Source organism: Pseudomonas sp. 3B-A001-10F, from assembly GCF_056313565.1.
In genome coordinates, this window is the sequence record NZ_JBQYFW010000012.1 from 133,698 (window position 1) to 150,011 (window position 16,314).

Annotated in this window: 14 protein-coding genes; 8 read left to right on the forward strand and 6 right to left on the reverse strand. The window is 59.2% G+C overall.

Annotated features, from left to right (window positions below):
• Positions 1-23 precede the first annotated feature (23 nt).
• Together AC0ZWN_RS13970 and AC0ZWN_RS13975 are read left to right on the forward strand one after the other, a co-directional pair.
• Complete coding sequence (locus tag AC0ZWN_RS13970) at positions 24-1,151, forward strand: NAD(P)/FAD-dependent oxidoreductase (protein WP_476335449.1); 1,128 nt, start codon at positions 24-26, stop codon at positions 1,149-1,151.
• Positions 1,152-1,244: 93 nt separating this feature from the next.
• Positions 1,245-1,871: a helix-turn-helix transcriptional regulator gene (locus tag AC0ZWN_RS13975; protein ID WP_064586076.1), complete on the forward strand. Its 627-nt coding sequence runs from the start codon at positions 1,245-1,247 to the stop codon at positions 1,869-1,871.
• Between the two features lie 117 nt (positions 1,872-1,988).
• Here the strand turns inward: AC0ZWN_RS13975 and AC0ZWN_RS13980 are convergent, their stop codons facing one another.
• From AC0ZWN_RS13980 to AC0ZWN_RS14005, 6 genes are all read right to left on the reverse strand, one after another.
• Positions 1,989-2,765, reverse strand: a complete 777-nt coding sequence (locus AC0ZWN_RS13980) for an ABC transporter substrate-binding protein (RefSeq protein ID WP_093437010.1) — start codon at positions 2,763-2,765, stop codon at positions 1,989-1,991.
• Positions 2,766-3,029: 264 nt separating this feature from the next.
• Positions 3,030-3,482, reverse strand: a complete 453-nt coding sequence (gene moaE / locus AC0ZWN_RS13985) for a molybdopterin synthase catalytic subunit MoaE (protein WP_476335451.1) — start codon at positions 3,480-3,482, stop codon at positions 3,030-3,032.
• Between the two features lie 3 nt (positions 3,483-3,485).
• The gene (locus AC0ZWN_RS13990) at positions 3,486-3,728 is read right to left on the reverse strand and encodes a MoaD/ThiS family protein (protein ID WP_093437018.1); all 243 of its coding nucleotides are present in this window, start codon (positions 3,726-3,728) and stop codon (positions 3,486-3,488) included.
• Entirely contained in the window at positions 3,725-4,198 is a 474-nt protein-coding gene (gene moaC, locus AC0ZWN_RS13995) for a cyclic pyranopterin monophosphate synthase MoaC (protein WP_093437022.1), read from the reverse strand. Before moaC ends, AC0ZWN_RS13990 begins: the two co-directional genes overlap by 4 nt.
• A 239-nt stretch (positions 4,199-4,437) precedes the next feature.
• Positions 4,438-5,832, reverse strand: a complete 1,395-nt coding sequence (locus AC0ZWN_RS14000) for a PhoH family protein (protein WP_007914309.1) — start codon at positions 5,830-5,832, stop codon at positions 4,438-4,440.
• A gap of 337 nt (positions 5,833-6,169) precedes the next feature.
• Positions 6,170-7,294 (reverse strand): polysaccharide deacetylase family protein, encoded by a 1,125-nt coding sequence (locus AC0ZWN_RS14005; RefSeq protein WP_476335452.1) that lies wholly within the window; start codon positions 7,292-7,294, stop codon positions 6,170-6,172.
• A 327-nt stretch (positions 7,295-7,621) separates the two neighbouring features.
• Here AC0ZWN_RS14005 and yaaA point away from each other — a divergent pair, with 327 nt between their 5' ends.
• From yaaA to AC0ZWN_RS14035, 6 genes are all read left to right on the forward strand, one after another.
• Positions 7,622-8,401 (forward strand): peroxide stress protein YaaA, encoded by a 780-nt coding sequence (gene yaaA, locus AC0ZWN_RS14010; protein ID WP_099758057.1) that lies wholly within the window; start codon positions 7,622-7,624, stop codon positions 8,399-8,401.
• Positions 8,402-9,210: 809 nt separating this feature from the next.
• Positions 9,211-10,527 (forward strand): nucleotide sugar dehydrogenase, encoded by a 1,317-nt coding sequence (locus tag AC0ZWN_RS14015; RefSeq protein ID WP_008087506.1) that lies wholly within the window; start codon positions 9,211-9,213, stop codon positions 10,525-10,527.
• Positions 10,528-10,614: 87 nt separating this feature from the next.
• A complete protein-coding gene (gene alg8, locus AC0ZWN_RS14020; protein ID WP_161986611.1) occupies positions 10,615-12,096 on the forward strand; it encodes a mannuronan synthase in 1,482 nt (493 codons plus the stop codon).
• Between the two features lie 35 nt (positions 12,097-12,131).
• Positions 12,132-13,301 carry an alginate biosynthesis protein Alg44 gene (locus AC0ZWN_RS14025; protein ID WP_007914303.1) on the forward strand — a complete coding sequence of 390 codons (1,170 nt, stop codon included), beginning with the start codon at positions 12,132-12,134 and terminating at the stop codon, positions 13,299-13,301.
• 9 nt (positions 13,302-13,310) lie between these two features.
• Positions 13,311-14,822, forward strand: coding sequence for an alginate biosynthesis TPR repeat lipoprotein AlgK (gene algK, locus AC0ZWN_RS14030; RefSeq protein ID WP_407047279.1), 1,512 nt, complete (start codon positions 13,311-13,313; stop codon positions 14,820-14,822).
• Complete coding sequence (locus AC0ZWN_RS14035; protein ID WP_476335453.1) at positions 14,819-16,300, forward strand: alginate export family protein; 1,482 nt, start codon at positions 14,819-14,821, stop codon at positions 16,298-16,300. Before algK ends, AC0ZWN_RS14035 begins: the two co-directional genes overlap by 4 nt.
• Positions 16,301-16,314 lie beyond the last annotated feature (14 nt).

The following is a 16,314-nucleotide window of genomic DNA, read 5'->3' on the forward strand; positions in this document are numbered from 1 at the left end:
TTGCGTATCCACTGGAGACCTACATGAGCCAGGCAGATTTCATCATCATCGGCGGCGGGATTGCCGGCGCATCCACCGGTTTCTGGCTGTCGCCGCACGGCAAAGTGATCGTGCTCGAACGTGAATCCCACCCGGCCTATCACTCCACCGGGCGCTCCGCCGCGCTGTTTACCGCCGCGTACGGCACGCCACAAGTTCGCGCGCTGACCCAGGCCAGCCGGGCGTTTTTTGACCACCCGCCAGCCGGTTTCTGCGAACACCCACTGCTCACCCCACGCGGTGAAATGACCGTGGATTTCACCGGTGATGCCGCCGAACTCAACAACCAATATCTCAGCGCCAAAGCCACCGTGCCGGAGATGCAACTGCTCAGCGCCGACGAAGCCTGCGCGCGACTGCCGATCCTGCGCCGGGAAAAAGTCCACGGCGCGATTTATGACCCGAGCGCCAGCGACATCGACACTGACGCCTTGCATCAGGGCTACCTGCGCGGGATTCGCCGCAACAACGGCGAATTGCACACCGATTGCGAAGTGCTAGGCCTCAGTCGCGATACCGAGGGCCTCTGGAGTGTTCAGACCAACGGCCAGACGTTCAGCGCGCCAGTGATCATCAACGCCGCCGGCGCCTGGGCCGACAAGATTGGCACACTGGCCGGCGCCCAACCGCTGGGCCTGCAACCGAAGCGCCGCGCCGCGTTCATTTTCGCCGGTCCGGAAGGCGTCGACATTCATCACTGGCCGATGCTGGTCAGCCTCGACGAATCCTTCTATATGAAGCCCGACGCCGGCATGTTTCTCGGCTCGCCCGCCAACGCCGACCCGGTCGAGCCTCACGATGTGCAGCCGGAAGAACTGGACATCGCCATGGGCATCTACCAGATCGAAGAGGCCACCACGCTGACCATCCGCCGTCCGACGCGTACGTGGGCCGGCCTGCGCAGCTTCGTCGCCGACGGTGATTTGCTCAGTGGCTTCGATCAGCAGGTGCCGGGGCTGTTCTGGGTGGCGGCGCAGGGTGGTTACGGCATTCAGACTTCCCCGGCGATGGGCCAGGCCAGCGCGGCGTTGGTACGCGGCGAGCCGTTGCCCGAGCACTTGCAGCAGTTCGGGTTGGACAGCGCCATGCTCGCCCCTGCCCGTCTCGCCTGATTGTCCCTGCGGATGACGCGCCCAACGGATTGCGGCACACTCGCAACGCCTCCTGATCACGGAGGCGTTGACGCTGCCTGGAGCTCCACTGTCATGACTGCCCCTGAATTCGACCCGGCGCTGGATAACTTCCGCGCTGTTGCCGACGCCATCGCCACGCTGTTCTTTCCCCACGCCGAAGTGGTGCTGCACGACCTGCGCACGCAAAAGGTCGACTACATCGCCAACAACCTGTCCAAGCGCGAGATCGGCGACGACTCGTCACTGGAGGACATGCTCAGCGAGGATGTCAGCGACCGCAATATCGGCCCGTACGAAAAGCTCAATTGGGATGGCCAGAAGATTCGCAGCCTGAGCACCGTGCTGCGCGACAGCGAAGGCCGGCCACTGGCGGTGTTGTGCATCAACCTGAATATTTCGCTGTTCGAGAATGCCAAGGCCGCGCTGGACCTGTTCCTCTCGCCGAGCAAGCTGATCCCGCAACCGGACTCACTGTTTCGCGATGACTGGCAGGAGCGCATCAACACTTTCCTCCACGCCTGGCTGCGCGAACGGCAGCTGAGCCTGAACCTGCTGACCCGCGATCACAAACGCGAACTGGTGCTGGCGCTGCATGCCGAGGGCGCGTTCAAGGGCAAGAGTGCCTCGAACTATGTGGCCAATGTGCTGAACATGGGGCGGGCGACGGTGTACAAGCATTTGAAGGAATTGAAGGGTTGAAGATCCAGGAGCTGTATTGCCTGGAATGACCTCTTCGCGAGCAGGCTCGCTCCCACATTGGACCTGTGGCGTTCACAAATCCCTTGTGGGAGCGAGCCGGCTCGCGAAAGCGGTAGATCAGTCGCCGTAGATGTCGGACTTGAAATACTTCTCGGAAATCTTCTGGTACTCGCCACTCGCGCGAATACCATCGATGGCGCCATTCAACTGGCTGACCAGCTCAGTATTACCCTTGCGCACCGCAATTCCCGCGCCCTCGCCCACGTACTTCGGATCCTTCAACTCAGGCCCGACAAACGCATAACCCTTGCCACGCGGCATCGACAAAAAGTCGTTCAGCGGAATGGTGTCGGCAAAAATCGCATCGAGCCGCCCCGCTGCCAGGTCCATGTAGATTTCTTCGTTGTTGCTGTAGCGCTTGACGTTAATGCCCTTCGGCTCGAACACCTCGGTGGCATAACGATCGGTGGTGGTCGCGCGCTGCACGCCGACGTTCTTGCCCTTGAGGCTCGCGTATTGATCGTCGACCGTGGCGCCTTCCTTCATCACCAGGCGCGACGAGGTGAAGTAGTACTTATGGGTGAAATCCACCGACTTCTTGCGGTCTTCATTGATGGTCATCGAGGACAGCGCCATGTCGATCTTTTTCACTTTCAGCGAAGGAATCAGACCGTCGAACTCACCTTCGACCCACACACACTTGACCTTCATCTGCGCACACAGGGCATTGCCGATGTCGTAGTCGAAACCGACGATTTCGCCTTTGTCGGTTTTCGACGCAAATGGCGGGTAAGCGGCTTCGATACCGATGCGCAGGGTTTGCTCGGCGGCGAACACGCTGGCGGAGGCCAACAGGCTGAGGGCCAGACCGGTGATGAGGGGGAGTTTCTTCATGTTCGTTCTCTCGCGGGTTGTTGTTGGTTTGGCAAGATGAAGAAGAGCAACTGGAAGCGGGGAGCTTCGAGCGGCAAGACTGAAGCTTTTTTGTACTTGTAAATCCATATTGGACTTATATGTACAATGCGTCAATCGGGCAAAGATGGAGGATTTGGTGATGCAGATGACGTCATCGCGAGCAGGCTCACTCCTACAGGGGAACGCATTCCAATTGTAGGAGTGAGCCTGCTCGCGATAGCTGATTTGAAGGCGCTACAGGAGTTATTTCTTCCAGCGATCCGCCGCTGCATGATCACTGTCCCGCCCCTCAACCCAACGCGACCCGTCACTGGTGTTCTCTTTCTTCCAGAACGGCGCGCGGGTTTTCAGGTAGTCCATGACAAAGGCGCAGGCATCGAAGGCGGCCTGGCGATGGGCACTGGCGGCGCCGACGAACACGATGGGTTCGCCCGGCTCCAATGCGCCGATGCGGTGCAGCACTTCCAGTTTCAGCAACGGCCAGCGCTGTTCGGCTTCGCTGGCGATTTTGCCGAGGGCTTTTTCGGTCATGCCCGGATAGTGTTCGAGGAACATCCCCGCTACATCGAGGCCGTCGTTAAAGTCGCGCACGTAGCCGACAAAACTCACCACCGCGCCGACGCCGACATTGGCCGCATGCATCGCGTTGACTTCAGCGCCCGGATCGAATGGCGTGGCCTGCACGCGAATCGCCATGGATCAGCCCCCGGTCACGGTAGGGAAAAACGCCACTTCGTCGCCATCGACCACCGGCTCATCGAGTTGGCAGAGGTCTTCGTTGCGTGCGCACATCAGGTTCTGCTCGCTCAACACCTCGGCGCCGTCACGTTGCGCGAGCAGTGCGCGAACGTCTTCGACGGTGGCGAAATCACCTTCAATCCTTACCGAATCCACGCCCAGCGCTTCGCGGTAACGGGCAAAAAACTTCACGGTCAGGTTCATGGCTGCTCCGCCTGAAAGTGCCCGCTCTTGCCACCGACCTTCTCCAGCAGACGCACGCTTTCAATGGTCATGCCGCGATCGACAGCTTTACACATGTCGTAAATGGTCAGGGCGGCAACACTGGCGGCAGTCAGTGCTTCCATTTCAACGCCGGTCTGCCCGGACAGTTTGCAGCGGGCAACGATGCGCACGGTGTCGTCGCCATCGGCACTGAGTTCGACTTTGACGCCGGTGAGCATCAGCGGATGGCAGAGGGGAATCAGATCGCTGGTTTTCTTCGCCGCTTGAATGCCGGCAATGCGCGCCACGGCGAACACGTCGCCCTTGGGATGGCCACCGCTGACGATCATCTGCAGCGTTTCGGGGAGCATGCGCACCAGCGCTTGGGCCGTCGCTTCACGGAACGTCACGGCTTTTTCGGTGACGTCGACCATGTTGGCGCGACCTTGGGAATCGAGATGAGTCAGCACGGGATTACTCCTGATCAGGAGCGACGATTGTAAACCTGCGGGTCAAATTTCTGCGAGTGAGATTACTGTTGTCCCGCAAATCCCCTGTAGGAGTGAGCCTGCTCGCGATAGCGGTATATCAGTCGACACTCATGTTGAATGTCACACCGGTATCGCGAGCAGGCTCACTCCTACAATGGCCTTGTGTTTATCCATAAAAAACCGGGCGGCTTTGGGACCGCCCGGTTTTTTTATGAGGGTTACAAATGCGATTCGGCGTATTCGGCCAGAATCGAACGAGGCACCCCTTGCAGGGTGATGTGCACACCGTTGGGGAAATCCTTGAAGCGTTCGGTCAGGTAGGTCAGCCCGGAGCTGGTCGCGGACAGGTAAGGGGTGTCGATCTGTGCGAGGTTGCCCAGGCACACCACTTTGGAACCGGCGCCGGCCCGAGTGATGATGGTTTTCATCTGGTGCGGCGTGAGGTTCTGGCATTCGTCGATCAGGATCAGGCTCTGCTGGAAGCTGCGACCGCGAATGTAGTTGAGCGATTTGAACTGCAACGGCACTTTGCTGAGGATGTAGTCGACGCTGCCATGGGTGTTTTCGTCATCCATGTGCAAGGCTTCGAGGTTGTCGGTGATGGCGCCCAGCCACGGCTCCATTTTTTCCGCTTCAGTCCCGGGCAGGAAGCCGATTTCCTGATCCAGGCCCTGCACGCTGCGGGTCGCAATGATGCGGCGATAACGCTTGCTGACCATGGTCTGCTCGATCGCCGCGGCCAGCGCCAGAATGGTTTTACCGGAGCCTGCCGCACCCGACAGGTTGACCAGATGGATGTCCGGATCGAGCAGCGCGTACAGCGCCAGACTCTGATAGATATCGCGTGGCTTCAGCCCCCAAGCCTCTTGATGCAGCAGCGGTTCCTGATGCAGGTCGAGGATCAGCAGCTTGGCCTCGTCGATCTCCTTGATCCAGCCGACAAAGCCCTGTTCGTCGATGATGAACTCGTTGATGTGCACCGCCGGCAGGTTGTCGATCAGTTGCACTTGGTGCCAGGTGCGGCCGTGATCCTGGCGGGTGTCGACCTTGCTCACGCGGTCCCAGAAAGAGCCGGTCATGTTGTGATAGCCGTTAGGCAGCAGAGACACGTCATCGACCAGTTGGTCGGTGCTGTAATCCTCGGCATCGATGCCACAGGCGCGCGCCTTGAGGCGCATGTTGATGTCTTTGGTAACCAGCACCACAGGCTTTTTCGGATCGCGGGTGTGCAAATCGATCAGTTGGTTGATGATTTTATTGTCGTTCAGATGCTCGGGCAGAATCAGATTCGATTCGGCCTGTTTGCTCATCAGAATTGACAGCAAGCCCTTCGGCCCGCCTTTACCGCGCTGGATCGGCACACCCAGCTCGACGTCTTCAGGGGAAGCGTCGCCCAGGGTTTTGTCGATCAGCCGGATGGCCTGACGGCATTCGGCGGCAACGCTGTGATGCCCGCTCTTGAGCTTGTCCAGCTCTTCAAGCACGGTCATCGGGATCGCGACGTGGTGTTCTTCGAAATTCAGCAGGGCATTTGGATCGTGAATCAATACGTTGGTATCGAGTACATAAAGGATTGGCTGGTTGGAGGAAGGGCTACGTCCGTGATCATCCATACTCGGTCACCTTTGTCAGAGCCATTGGACGCAATACCTGAGCGGTGCTGCGCCTCGAAGTGACTGCCGAAATCTCACCTGCGGAGATTCAAGTGACTGCAAACAAACGGGTCTTGGAAGACGCCACCTGTGTTGCAGGTTTCGGCGGTCTGTCTTCGTAATACTCCAAAACCGATGACATAAAAAAGTACTTTGACGGTTTTTTTAAGTTTATTTTGCAGAGTGACGAAAAGCCCTTGGCGGACTGCCCAGACCCCGCTAAAGTCGGAAGTCCGCCTGCATCGAACTCTTCAAAAAAATCGCCCCAAGCCCAATGTTTCCGGGCTTTTTTCGTTTCTCAGCGAAAAGCGTCCTGACAGTCTTCCCAACCGATACCGCTCTGCGCGGTCTGCGTGATCAACCACGGTAACGAGGTCTTCACCGCGTCCTGTTTCATGTTGAAATTGATCACCCCGTGTCGCCACAGCAGCATCAGAGTCAGTACCCTCTGCGCGCTCGCTGTGCCCTTGAGTTTGCCGGCGCCGTCCTGGGCATCGATGTCCCACAGCGCCACTTGCAGGCCTTGTGTGTTGAAGAAGCCTTGCGCATCGCTGCGGCGCTGCCCTTCCGGCGGACGAAACAGCGGCACGTAGTTTTCCGGCAACTTGTTCTTCACCAGATCTGCGCTGCGCCGCACCGAATCCTGCCAGTCCTGCCAGTGGCTGTGGGAGCGGAACTCCCAACCTTGAACGCCGACGCACTGTTTCGAGAACTCTGCTTGCAGGCTGCTCACCGAGCGATCAGCCAGTCGCGCCTGAATATCCTTGCCCAGCACGAAGAACGTGCCGCTCAGGTTCGATTTGCGTAGGTATTCGCTGAGCCAGCCGGTGTTGTCCGGTTGCAGATTGGCGGCACTGTCGAAGGTCAGCAGGAACAGCCGGTCGTGCATCGCGTCGCCGTTGCGCTCGTAGTCACCGAAACGATCGAATTCGTTGCTGCTCTGCGGCGACAACGCGGCCTTGCGCAACAACTCGTCGAGGTACTGCACATGGAAGATCCGGCTCGGCTCGGCCCACTTGGTGTAATAACTGTCGTCACTGACGACGAACTTGGCGGCTTGCTCGCGCAGCGTTGGCAAGTCTTCTACAAGGAAGCAGAACGAGGCGTCCTGATCGCAGCTTTGCTGGGCGAAGTTGTAGTTGGCCAGCAGGCGCTGCCAGAGGCGTTGGCGCAGAATGTTGACCGCATCGATATTGACCGTGCGCAAGCCTAGACGCTGCGCCAGAGCGGACTCGTCCATCGACTCGGTGCCCAGCAGCACACGGGCGAACATCAGGATTTCCGCCCGTGACGCCACGTCAAACAGGGTCGGGTTGCTAAGCTGCTCCGGCCAGGTACTGCGATCCAGCGTCGCCACATCGCCCGGCGCCGCGACGGCACCGAAGCTCAACAGCCACGCGGTGAATAAAAGAACAATGCGCAAAAGGGATGTCTCCATAACAAAACCCGCGCGGCACTATAGCTGATGTGCAAGGCTGAAGGACGCCGCCCTCACCCCAGCCCTCTCCCGGGGGGAGAGGGCGCTGACCGAGTATCGCTTTCGATATCCGCCAATCTGAACTATCGCGTCGAACTCAAATTTTGAAATCAATGAGATCGGCTCCCTCTCCCTCCGGGAGAGGGCTGGGGTGAGGGAAAAATCCACCAGCCGTCGCAAATGCCGGAGCTTACTCATACCTATAACCCCCATAGCTGGAGTCAAATCGGACAACCCCCTAGAATCGCCCCCACGATTAAAGGAGACGACTTCATGCTGATGGTGATTTCCCCCGCCAAGACCCTCGATTACGAAACACCGCCGGCGACCCAGCGCTTCACTCAGCCGCAATACCTCGACCATTCCCAGGAACTGATCCAGCAACTGCGCGACCTGACGCCTGCGCAGATCAGCGAACTGATGCACGTGTCCGACAAAATCGGTGGGCTCAACGCCGCGCGCTTCGGCAGCTGGACGCCTGCCTTCACCCCGGAAAACGCCAAACAGGCACTGCTCGCGTTCAAGGGCGACGTCTACACCGGTCTCGACGCCCAGTCCTTCAGCGAAACCGATTTCGATTACGCGCAAAAACACCTGCGCATGCTCTCCGGTCTCTACGGGCTGCTGCGCCCGCTCGACCTGATGCAACCCTATCGTCTGGAAATGGGCACCAAACTGGCCAACGCCCGTGGCAAAGACCTGTACGCCTTCTGGGGTACGCGCATCAGCGAATGGCTCAATGAAGCGCTGGCCGATCAAGGCGACGACGTGCTGCTCAACCTCGCCTCCAATGAATACTTTTCGGCAGTGAAACGCACAGCCCTGAACGCGCGGATCATCAACACCGAGTTCAAGGACCAGAAGAACGGTCAGTACAAGATCATCAGCTTCTACGCGAAAAAAGCCCGGGGCCTGATGAGCCGTTTCGTGATCCAGGAAAAGATCAACGATCCGGCCCAGCTCAAACAGTTCGATGTGCAGGGTTATCGCTACAGCGTCGAACAGTCGAAACCCGACAATCTGGTGTTTTTGCGCGACCACGCCCCGGAATAAAGCATGCCCAATGCACGACTCTTTCTATAAAGAGTCGTGCAGCTCGCACGATGTCAAAAAAACCTCGCACCATTTCGCCATTTTAATGGCGCCAGAAAATCCTCCCTGTCTTTTCTAATATTAGTTTCACTCGACACTGATCATTTTTTTCAGTAGTGGCACCTAAATTTTTTCAGCGTAGTGGCACAAAACTATCTAACGTGATTTTTCGCCTGTTATTAAAGGTCGAAAACGAAAGTGCTATCAAATTGAGACTAGTGCCATCTCTGACAATATTTCAAGAAATTTCAGATTTCGCGATGAGCGGACAGGAACTTCGTCCGAATGCATAGCTCATACCACCGGTAACGATTCTCGCCGAGTTTGTACGAGATAACTTACGCAGAGCAGATAGCCATGTAACCAAGTTGTCACAGCAACTTGCCTAGATGACTAACTAGTCTCAAAACAGACGATGGACAGGAGATACGCACCATTTATATCCCCTACAAAGGCCATGGCCGCGCCCTAATAAACGTGCTCGCCTGAGCACCCAACCGCTTGATTTACTGGACTTTCATCCTGACATCGAGCGCGCAAGACGATTGCACAAGAGTCTTCTCCAAAGAGGATCGGCTGCATAACAGGGCAAGTCATAACAACAAGGCCTGGTTGCGCACATCTTGAGTGCACTTATTTAGACACTCGAAACTTAGTATGCCTGCACACGGCATTGTGGCGCCTGTGTGCCGCACTTTCGAGTGCACTAATGAACGCTGAACACCATTAACTCCGGCCTCTAAGGCCTGATATATACAGAGGTAATTGCGATGCGCATCAGCATATTTGGTTTGGGTTACGTTGGCGCAGTATGTGCCGGTTGCCTGTCTGCACGGGGCCATGACGTAGTTGGCGTCGATGTTGCCAAAGACAAGATCGACATGATCAACGCCGGCAAGTCGCCGATTGTTGAACCCGGCCTGGGCGAACTTCTGCAACAGGGTATCCAGACCGGTCGTCTGCGTGGCACGACCAACTTCGCCGAGGCGATTCGCGACACCGATCTGTCGATGATCTGCGTGGGTACGCCGAGCAAAAAGAACGGCGACCTCGAACTGAACTACATCGAAGCGGTATGCCGCGAGATCGGTTTTGTCCTGCGTGAAAAAACCACCCGCCACACCATCGTCGTGCGCAGCACCGTGCTGCCGGGCACCGTGGCCAACGTGGTGATCCCGATTCTCGAAGACTGCTCGGGCAAGAAGGCCGGTGTCGACTTCGGCGTTGCGGTCAACCCGGAATTCCTGCGTGAATCCACCGCCATTGCCGACTACGACCTGCCACCGATGACCGTCATCGGCGAGTTCGACAAGGCTTCGGGCGACGTTCTGCAATCGCTGTACGAAGAACTCGACGCACCGATCATCCGCAAGGACATCGCCGTTGCCGAGATGATCAAGTACACCTGCAACGTCTGGCACGCGACCAAAGTGACCTTCGCCAACGAGATCGGCAACATCGCCAAAGCGGTCGGCGTCGATGGCCGTGAAGTGATGGAAGTGGTCTGCCAGGACAAGACCCTCAACCTGTCCCAGTACTACATGCGCCCGGGCTTCGCCTTCGGCGGTTCGTGCCTGCCGAAAGACGTGCGCGCCCTGACCTACCGCGCCGGCTCCCTGGACGTCGAAGCGCCGCTGCTCAACTCGCTGATGCGCAGCAACGAATCGCAAGTGCAGAACGCCTTCGACATCGTGGAAAGCCACGACAAACGCAAAGTCGCCCTGCTCGGTCTGAGCTTCAAGGCCGGCACCGACGACCTGCGCGAAAGCCCGCTGGTGGAACTGGCCGAGATGCTGATCGGCAAGGGTTACGACCTGAGCATCTACGACAGCAACGTCGAGTACGCCCGTGTTCACGGCGCGAACAAAGACTATATCGAGTCGAAGATCCCCCACGTGTCGTCCCTGCTCAACGCGGACTTCGATTCGGTGATCGACAACTCCGACGTGATCATCCTCGGCAACCGCGACGAGAAATTCCGCGCGCTGGCCCAACAAGCACCGCACGGCAAACAGGTCATCGACCTGGTGGGCTTCATGGCCAAAGCCACCGACGCTGGTACTCGCACCGAGGGTATCTGCTGGTAATGCAGACCTAAGCGACAAGCTTCGAGTTGCAGTACTTGCAGCTCGAAGCTTGCAGCTTGAAGCCTCCCTTACCTTCGGATGACGCTGATGAGCAAGCTCAAACATTTTTTTCTGCAATCAGCCGGCTGGCTTTTTTATCTCAGTCTGCTGATGGGCCTGGCCTTGATGCTGCCCACGTCCACATTCGACTCCGAGTCGAAGGACTTCATTTTCCTGATTGGCGCCGTGGGTATCTGGCGCTACTCGATGGGTGCAACGCATTTTGTGCGCGGCATGATTTTTCTCTACATCGTTTACCCGCACCTGCGTCGCAAAGTACGCAAGCTGGGTAAGGCGGCGGACCCGTCGCATGTGTTCCTGATGGTCACCAGTTTCCGTATCGACGCGCTGACCACTGCGCAGGTCTACAGCTCGGTGATCCGCGAAGCCATCGACTGCGAACTGCCGACCACCGTGGTCTGCTCAATCGTCGAAATGTCCGATGAGCTGCTGGTCAAGGCGCTGTGGGCGCGAATGAATCCGCCAGACCGCGTGAAGCTCGACTTCGTGCGCATTCCCGGTACCGGCAAACGTGATGGCCTGGCCTATGGTTTCCGCGCGATTTCCCGCCACTTGCCGGACGACCGCGCCGTGGTAGCCGTGATCGATGGCGACACCGTGCTCGGCGAAGGCACCGTGCGCAAGACCGTGCCGTGGTTTCAGCTGTTCGGCAACGTCGGCGGCCTGACCACCAACGAGTTCTGCGAAGTGCGCGGCGGCTACATCATGAGCGAATGGCACAAGCTGCGTTTCGCCCAGCGCCACATCAACATGTGCTCGATGGCCCTGTCCAAACGCGTACTGACCATGACCGGTCGTATGTCAGTGTTTCGCGCCACCGTGGTGACCAACCCGGAATTCATCGCCGACGTTGAAAGCGACTCGCTGCAACACTGGCGTCTGGGCCGTTTCAAGTTTTTGACCGGCGACGACAAGTCGAGCTGGTTCAGCTTGATGCGCCTCGGTTACGACACCTTCTACGTGCCTGACGCGGCGATCAACACCGTTGAACACCCGCCGGAAAAGAGCTTCATCAAGGCCAGCCGCAAACTGATGTTCCGCTGGTACGGCAACAACCTGCGGCAGAACTCGCGAGCACTGGGCCTGGGCGTGAAACGCCTCGGCGCCTTCACCTCGGTGGTGCTGTTCGATCAGCGCGTATCGATGTGGACCTCCTTGCTTGGCCTGACCGTGGCGATGATCGCCAGCTTCAAGTACGGCACCGCGTTCATCCTCGTTTACCTGCTGTGGATCGGCATCACCCGCCTGATCCTGACGTTGCTGTTGTCGTGTTCCGGTCACCGCATCGGCCCGGCTTACCCGGCGATTCTGTATTACAACCAGATCGTCGGTGCGCTGGTGAAGATCTACGTGTTCTTCCGCCTCGACCAACAATCCTGGACTCGCCAACCCACATCCCTGACCCGTGATCTCGCCAGCTTTCAACGTTGGTTCAACACCTGGTCGTCTCGGACCATGACCTTCTCCGCCGGCAGCATTTTCGTCGCCGTGCTGCTGATGATGGTCTGACCTGCCCCTATTGAATTAACAAGGAAATCGCCCCCATGAATACCGCCGTCAACGCCAACGTAGTGCATGAATCCGAAGCCCAGCGCCAACACGCCCGCGTGAAAATCCCGGCCAAACTGCGCTTCTTCGGTCCTGACCGGACGCCGGTCGAAGCGCGGGTCATCGACCTGTCTGCCGGTGGTCTGGCGTTCAACGCCGGGCAACTGCCGCTGACCATTGGCCAGGTGTACAAGGCGCGTCTGCAATTCGTCATCGACAACCTCGGCATCGCCATGGACGTTGAATTGCAGGTGCGCTCCTTCGACCGCCAGACCGGCCGCGCCGGCTGCCAGTTCCAGAATCTGGAACCGCAGGATATTTCCACCCTGCGCCACTTGATCACCTCGCACCTGGCCGGCGACATCGTCAGCATCGGCGAAGTGCTGGCGACCCTGCAGCGCGACAACTTCACCAAGGCGCGCAAGGTCAAGGACGGCGGCTCCGGCATGACCCCGTTCGGGCGCCTGAAAGCAGTGACCTTCAGCGCCGGTATCTTCGCGGTCGGCCTGGTCGCGGCGGGCTTCATTTTCAAATCGGTATACGGCATGTACTTCGTCAGCCACGCGCAGGCCGGTCTGGTCAGCGTACCGGGGATGAACATCACCATGCCGCGCGACGGCACCGTGCAGAGCCTGGTCAAGTCCGATGGCGTTGCAGCGAAAGGCGCGCCACTGGCGACCTTCAGCACCAGCATGCTCGACGTGCTCAAAGGTCACCTGGAAGAAGATCAACTGTCCCCGGCCAAGGTTGAAGAATTGTTCGGCAAGCAAATGACCGGCACCCTGACTTCGCCGTGCGATTGCACCGTGGCCCAGCAACTGGTGGCGGACGGTCAGTACGCCAGCAAAGGCGATGTGATCTTCCAATTGGTGCCGCGCAACACCCAGGCCACCGTCGATGCGCGCTTCTCCTATCGCCAGTTCGGCGACGTGCGTCCGGGCACCCCGGTGAGCTTCCAGATCGCCGGCGAAGACAAGACCCGCACCGGCAAGATCGTCAGCAGCACCAGCCTGAAAAGCGCCGACCTGTCCTCCGACATCCGCGTGCAGATCCAGCCTGACGAGCCGCTCGACAGCAGCTTGGCCGGCCGCCCGGTGGAAGTGAACAGCGACCGTGGCCCGAACCTGAACTGGCTGATCGACAAAGCCATGGCTGCCGGTCTTTAAGTCGAGGATATGCCTGTGACTACTCCACCCATCTCAAGCACACCACAAACCCTGTGGGAGCGAGCTTGCTCGCGAATGCATTCTGACATTCAGCCTCAGTGCCGACTGACACACCGCTTTCGCGAGCAAGCTCGCTCCCACATGGGTTCAGTGTGCGCATTGGCATTGGCGGTGAGTCTGGCCGGTTGTGCCGGCCTGCCCGATCAGCGTCTGGCCAACGAAGCGCTCAAGCGTGGCGACACCGCCACCGCCGCGCAGAACTATCAGCAACTGGCAGATCTGGGTTACAGCGAAGCGCAAGTCGGCCTCGCCGATATCCAGGTCGACAGCCGCGACCCGGCGCAAATGAAACAGGCCGAAGCGACTTACCGCGCCGCCGCCAGTGTTTCGCCGCGCGCTCAGGCGCGTCTCGGTCGCCTGCTGGTAGCCAAGCCGGGTTCCACCGAAGCCGAGCACCACGAAGCCGAAAGCCTGCTGAAAAAAGCCGCCGCCAATGGCGAAGGCAATACGTTGATCCCGCTGGCGATGCTGTACCTGCAATACCCGCACAGCTTCCCCAACATCAACGCGCAGCAGCAGATCGATCAGTGGCGCAAATCCGGCTACCCGGAAGCGGGTCTGGCGCAGGTGCTGCTGTATCGCACCCAAGGCACCTACGACCAGCACCTGGATGACGTGGAAAAGATCTGCAAAGCCGCGCTCAACACCACCGACATCTGCTACGTCGAACTGGCCACGGTCTATCAGAAACGTGCCCAGCCAGAGCAACAGGCCGAGCTGATCAAGCAGATGCAGGCCGGTTACAGCCGTGGCACGGTCACCGCGCAGCGTGTCGATTCCGTGGCCCGTGTATTGGCCGATTCGACCCTCGGCAAGACTGACGAGAAAACCGCGCAGTCGTTGCTCGAGCCGATCGCTCCGGGTTATCCGGCGTCGTGGGTGACCCTCGCACAACTGCTCTACGACTACCCGGAACTGGGCGACGTCGACCAGATGATGAAGTACCTCGACAACGGTCGCGCCGCCGACCAGCCACGCGCCGAGCTGTTGCTGGGCAAGCTCTACTACGAAGGCAAACTGGTCCCGGCCGACGCCAAAGTCGCCGAAGAACATTTCCAGAAAGCCGTCGGCCGCGAAGTCGCCGCCGACTACTACCTCGGCCAGATCTATCGCCGTGGCTACCTCGGCAAGGTCTATCCGCAGAAAGCCCTCGACCACCTGCTGACCGCTGCGCGCAACGGCCAGAACAGCGCCGATTTCGCCATCGCCCAGCTGTTCTCCCAAGGCAAGGGCACCAAACCCGACCCGCTCAACGCCTACGTGTTCAGCCAATTGGCCAAAGCACAAAACACCCCGCAAGCCGATGAGCTGGCGACCACCCTCGCCGCGCAACTGCCGCCCGAGCGTCTGGCCGAAGCCCAACGTCTGCTGCAACAAGAGCAAGCCAGCCGTGGCGCTCTGAACCCGAACACGCTGCAACTGCACGCCCTGCAAGAAGAAGACGGCGAGGAAAAATTATGAAGTTGAATCCATTCGTGAAGGCCGGCATTGGCCTTTCGTTCGCGCTGATCTGGTCTTGCCCGACACTGGCCGCGATGACTGAAACCAAGAACTTCGGCCTTGAAGTGAAAGTCACCGGCCAGTCCGAAGACGACCGTGACCTCGGCACCGCCAAGGGCGGCGACGTCAACGGCGTCGGCCTCGACCTGCGTCCGTGGATCTACGGCGAAAGCGGCGCGTGGAGCGCCTACGCCATGGGCCAGGCCGTGACCTCGACCGACATCATCGAAACCGACACCCTGCAACAATCCGACGGTGAACAAGCCACCGACAACAGTGATCGCAAAACCAAGAAAAACTACCTGGCGATGCGTGAGTTCTGGGTCGGTTACAGCGGCCTCACCCCGTACCCGGGCGAGATGCTCAAGTTCGGTCGCCAGCGTCTGCGCAATGACGACGGCCAATGGCGCGACACCAACATCGAAGCGCTGAACTGGACCTTCGACACCACCCTGTTGCGCGCCAACGCCGGTGTCGCCGAACGCTTCAGCGAATACCGCACCGACCTCAAAGAGCTGGCGCCGAAAGACAAGGATCGCCTGCACGCCTACGCCGATGCCGCCTACCAGTGGACGCCGGGCAACTGGGTCGGCATTCGTGGTCACCACACCCACGATGACGGCAAGCTCGATTACGCCGAACCGGGCGTCCCGCGCGACTCGCTGGATAAAACCCAGAACGGCGACATCAGCTGGCTCGGCCTGACCGCCGACAGCGACGCCTACAACTGGCGCAACACCAACACCGTCAACTATTGGGGCAGCATCACCGGCATGAGCGGCGACCGTGACACGGTCAACGCCCTCAACGCCGATGGCTCGCGCCCGGCACAAGCCAAGCGCAGCGAAGACGTCAACGGCTGGGCCACCGACATCGGTGTGCGCCTGCGCCTCGATCCGCAATGGCAAGTCGGCGGTGCCTATGCCCGCGCCAGCGCCGATTACGAACAGAACGGTCTGGAGAGCAACCGCTCCAACTACACCGGTACGCGCTCGCGTGTGCACCGTTTCGGCGAAGCCTTCCGCGGCGAAATGAACAACATGCAGACCGCAACCCTGTTCGGTTCGTGGATGGTCAACGACGAGTACGACGCCAGCCTGATCTACCACAAGTTCTGGCGTGTCGACGGCAACAAGCCGGTGGGCAGCAACGGCATCAACGCCGTGGAAAACAACACCGACGACGCCACCGGCGCGATCCTCTCCAGCACCTCGCTGCCGCTTGAAGACGGCAACAAGGATCTGGGTCAGGAGATGGACCTGGTCGTCACCAAGTACTTCAAGCAAGGCCTGTTGCCGGCGGCGTTGAGCCAGTCGATCGACGAGCCATCGGCCCTGGTGCGTTTCCGTGGCGGTGTGTTCAAACCGGGCGATGCCTACGGCAAGCAGGTTGATTCGTACATGCATCGCGCGTTCATCGACGTGATCTGGCGCTTCTGATGCAAACCGCCAAG

Coding starts and splice junctions, on each gene's coding strand:
- AC0ZWN_RS14015 (WP_008087506.1), top strand. CDS start 9,211: ATGCGCATCAGCATATTTGGTTTGGGTTACGTTGGCGCAGTATGTGCC.
- algK (WP_407047279.1), top strand. CDS start 13,311: ATGCCTGTGACTACTCCACCCATCTCAAGCACACCACAAACCCTGTGG.
- AC0ZWN_RS13970 (WP_476335449.1), top strand. CDS start 24: ATGAGCCAGGCAGATTTCATCATCATCGGCGGCGGGATTGCCGGCGCA.
- moaE (WP_476335451.1), bottom strand. CDS start 3,482: ATGGCGATTCGCGTGCAGGCCACGCCATTCGATCCGGGCGCTGAAGTC.
- AC0ZWN_RS13990 (WP_093437018.1), bottom strand. CDS start 3,728: ATGAACCTGACCGTGAAGTTTTTTGCCCGTTACCGCGAAGCGCTGGGC.
- yaaA (WP_099758057.1), top strand. CDS start 7,622: ATGCTGATGGTGATTTCCCCCGCCAAGACCCTCGATTACGAAACACCG.
- AC0ZWN_RS14000 (WP_007914309.1), bottom strand. CDS start 5,832: ATGGATGATCACGGACGTAGCCCTTCCTCCAACCAGCCAATCCTTTAT.
- AC0ZWN_RS13975 (WP_064586076.1), top strand. CDS start 1,245: ATGACTGCCCCTGAATTCGACCCGGCGCTGGATAACTTCCGCGCTGTT.
- alg8 (WP_161986611.1), top strand. CDS start 10,615: ATGAGCAAGCTCAAACATTTTTTTCTGCAATCAGCCGGCTGGCTTTTT.
- AC0ZWN_RS13980 (WP_093437010.1), bottom strand. CDS start 2,765: ATGAAGAAACTCCCCCTCATCACCGGTCTGGCCCTCAGCCTGTTGGCC.
- AC0ZWN_RS14025 (WP_007914303.1), top strand. CDS start 12,132: ATGAATACCGCCGTCAACGCCAACGTAGTGCATGAATCCGAAGCCCAG.
- AC0ZWN_RS14035 (WP_476335453.1), top strand. CDS start 14,819: ATGAAGTTGAATCCATTCGTGAAGGCCGGCATTGGCCTTTCGTTCGCG.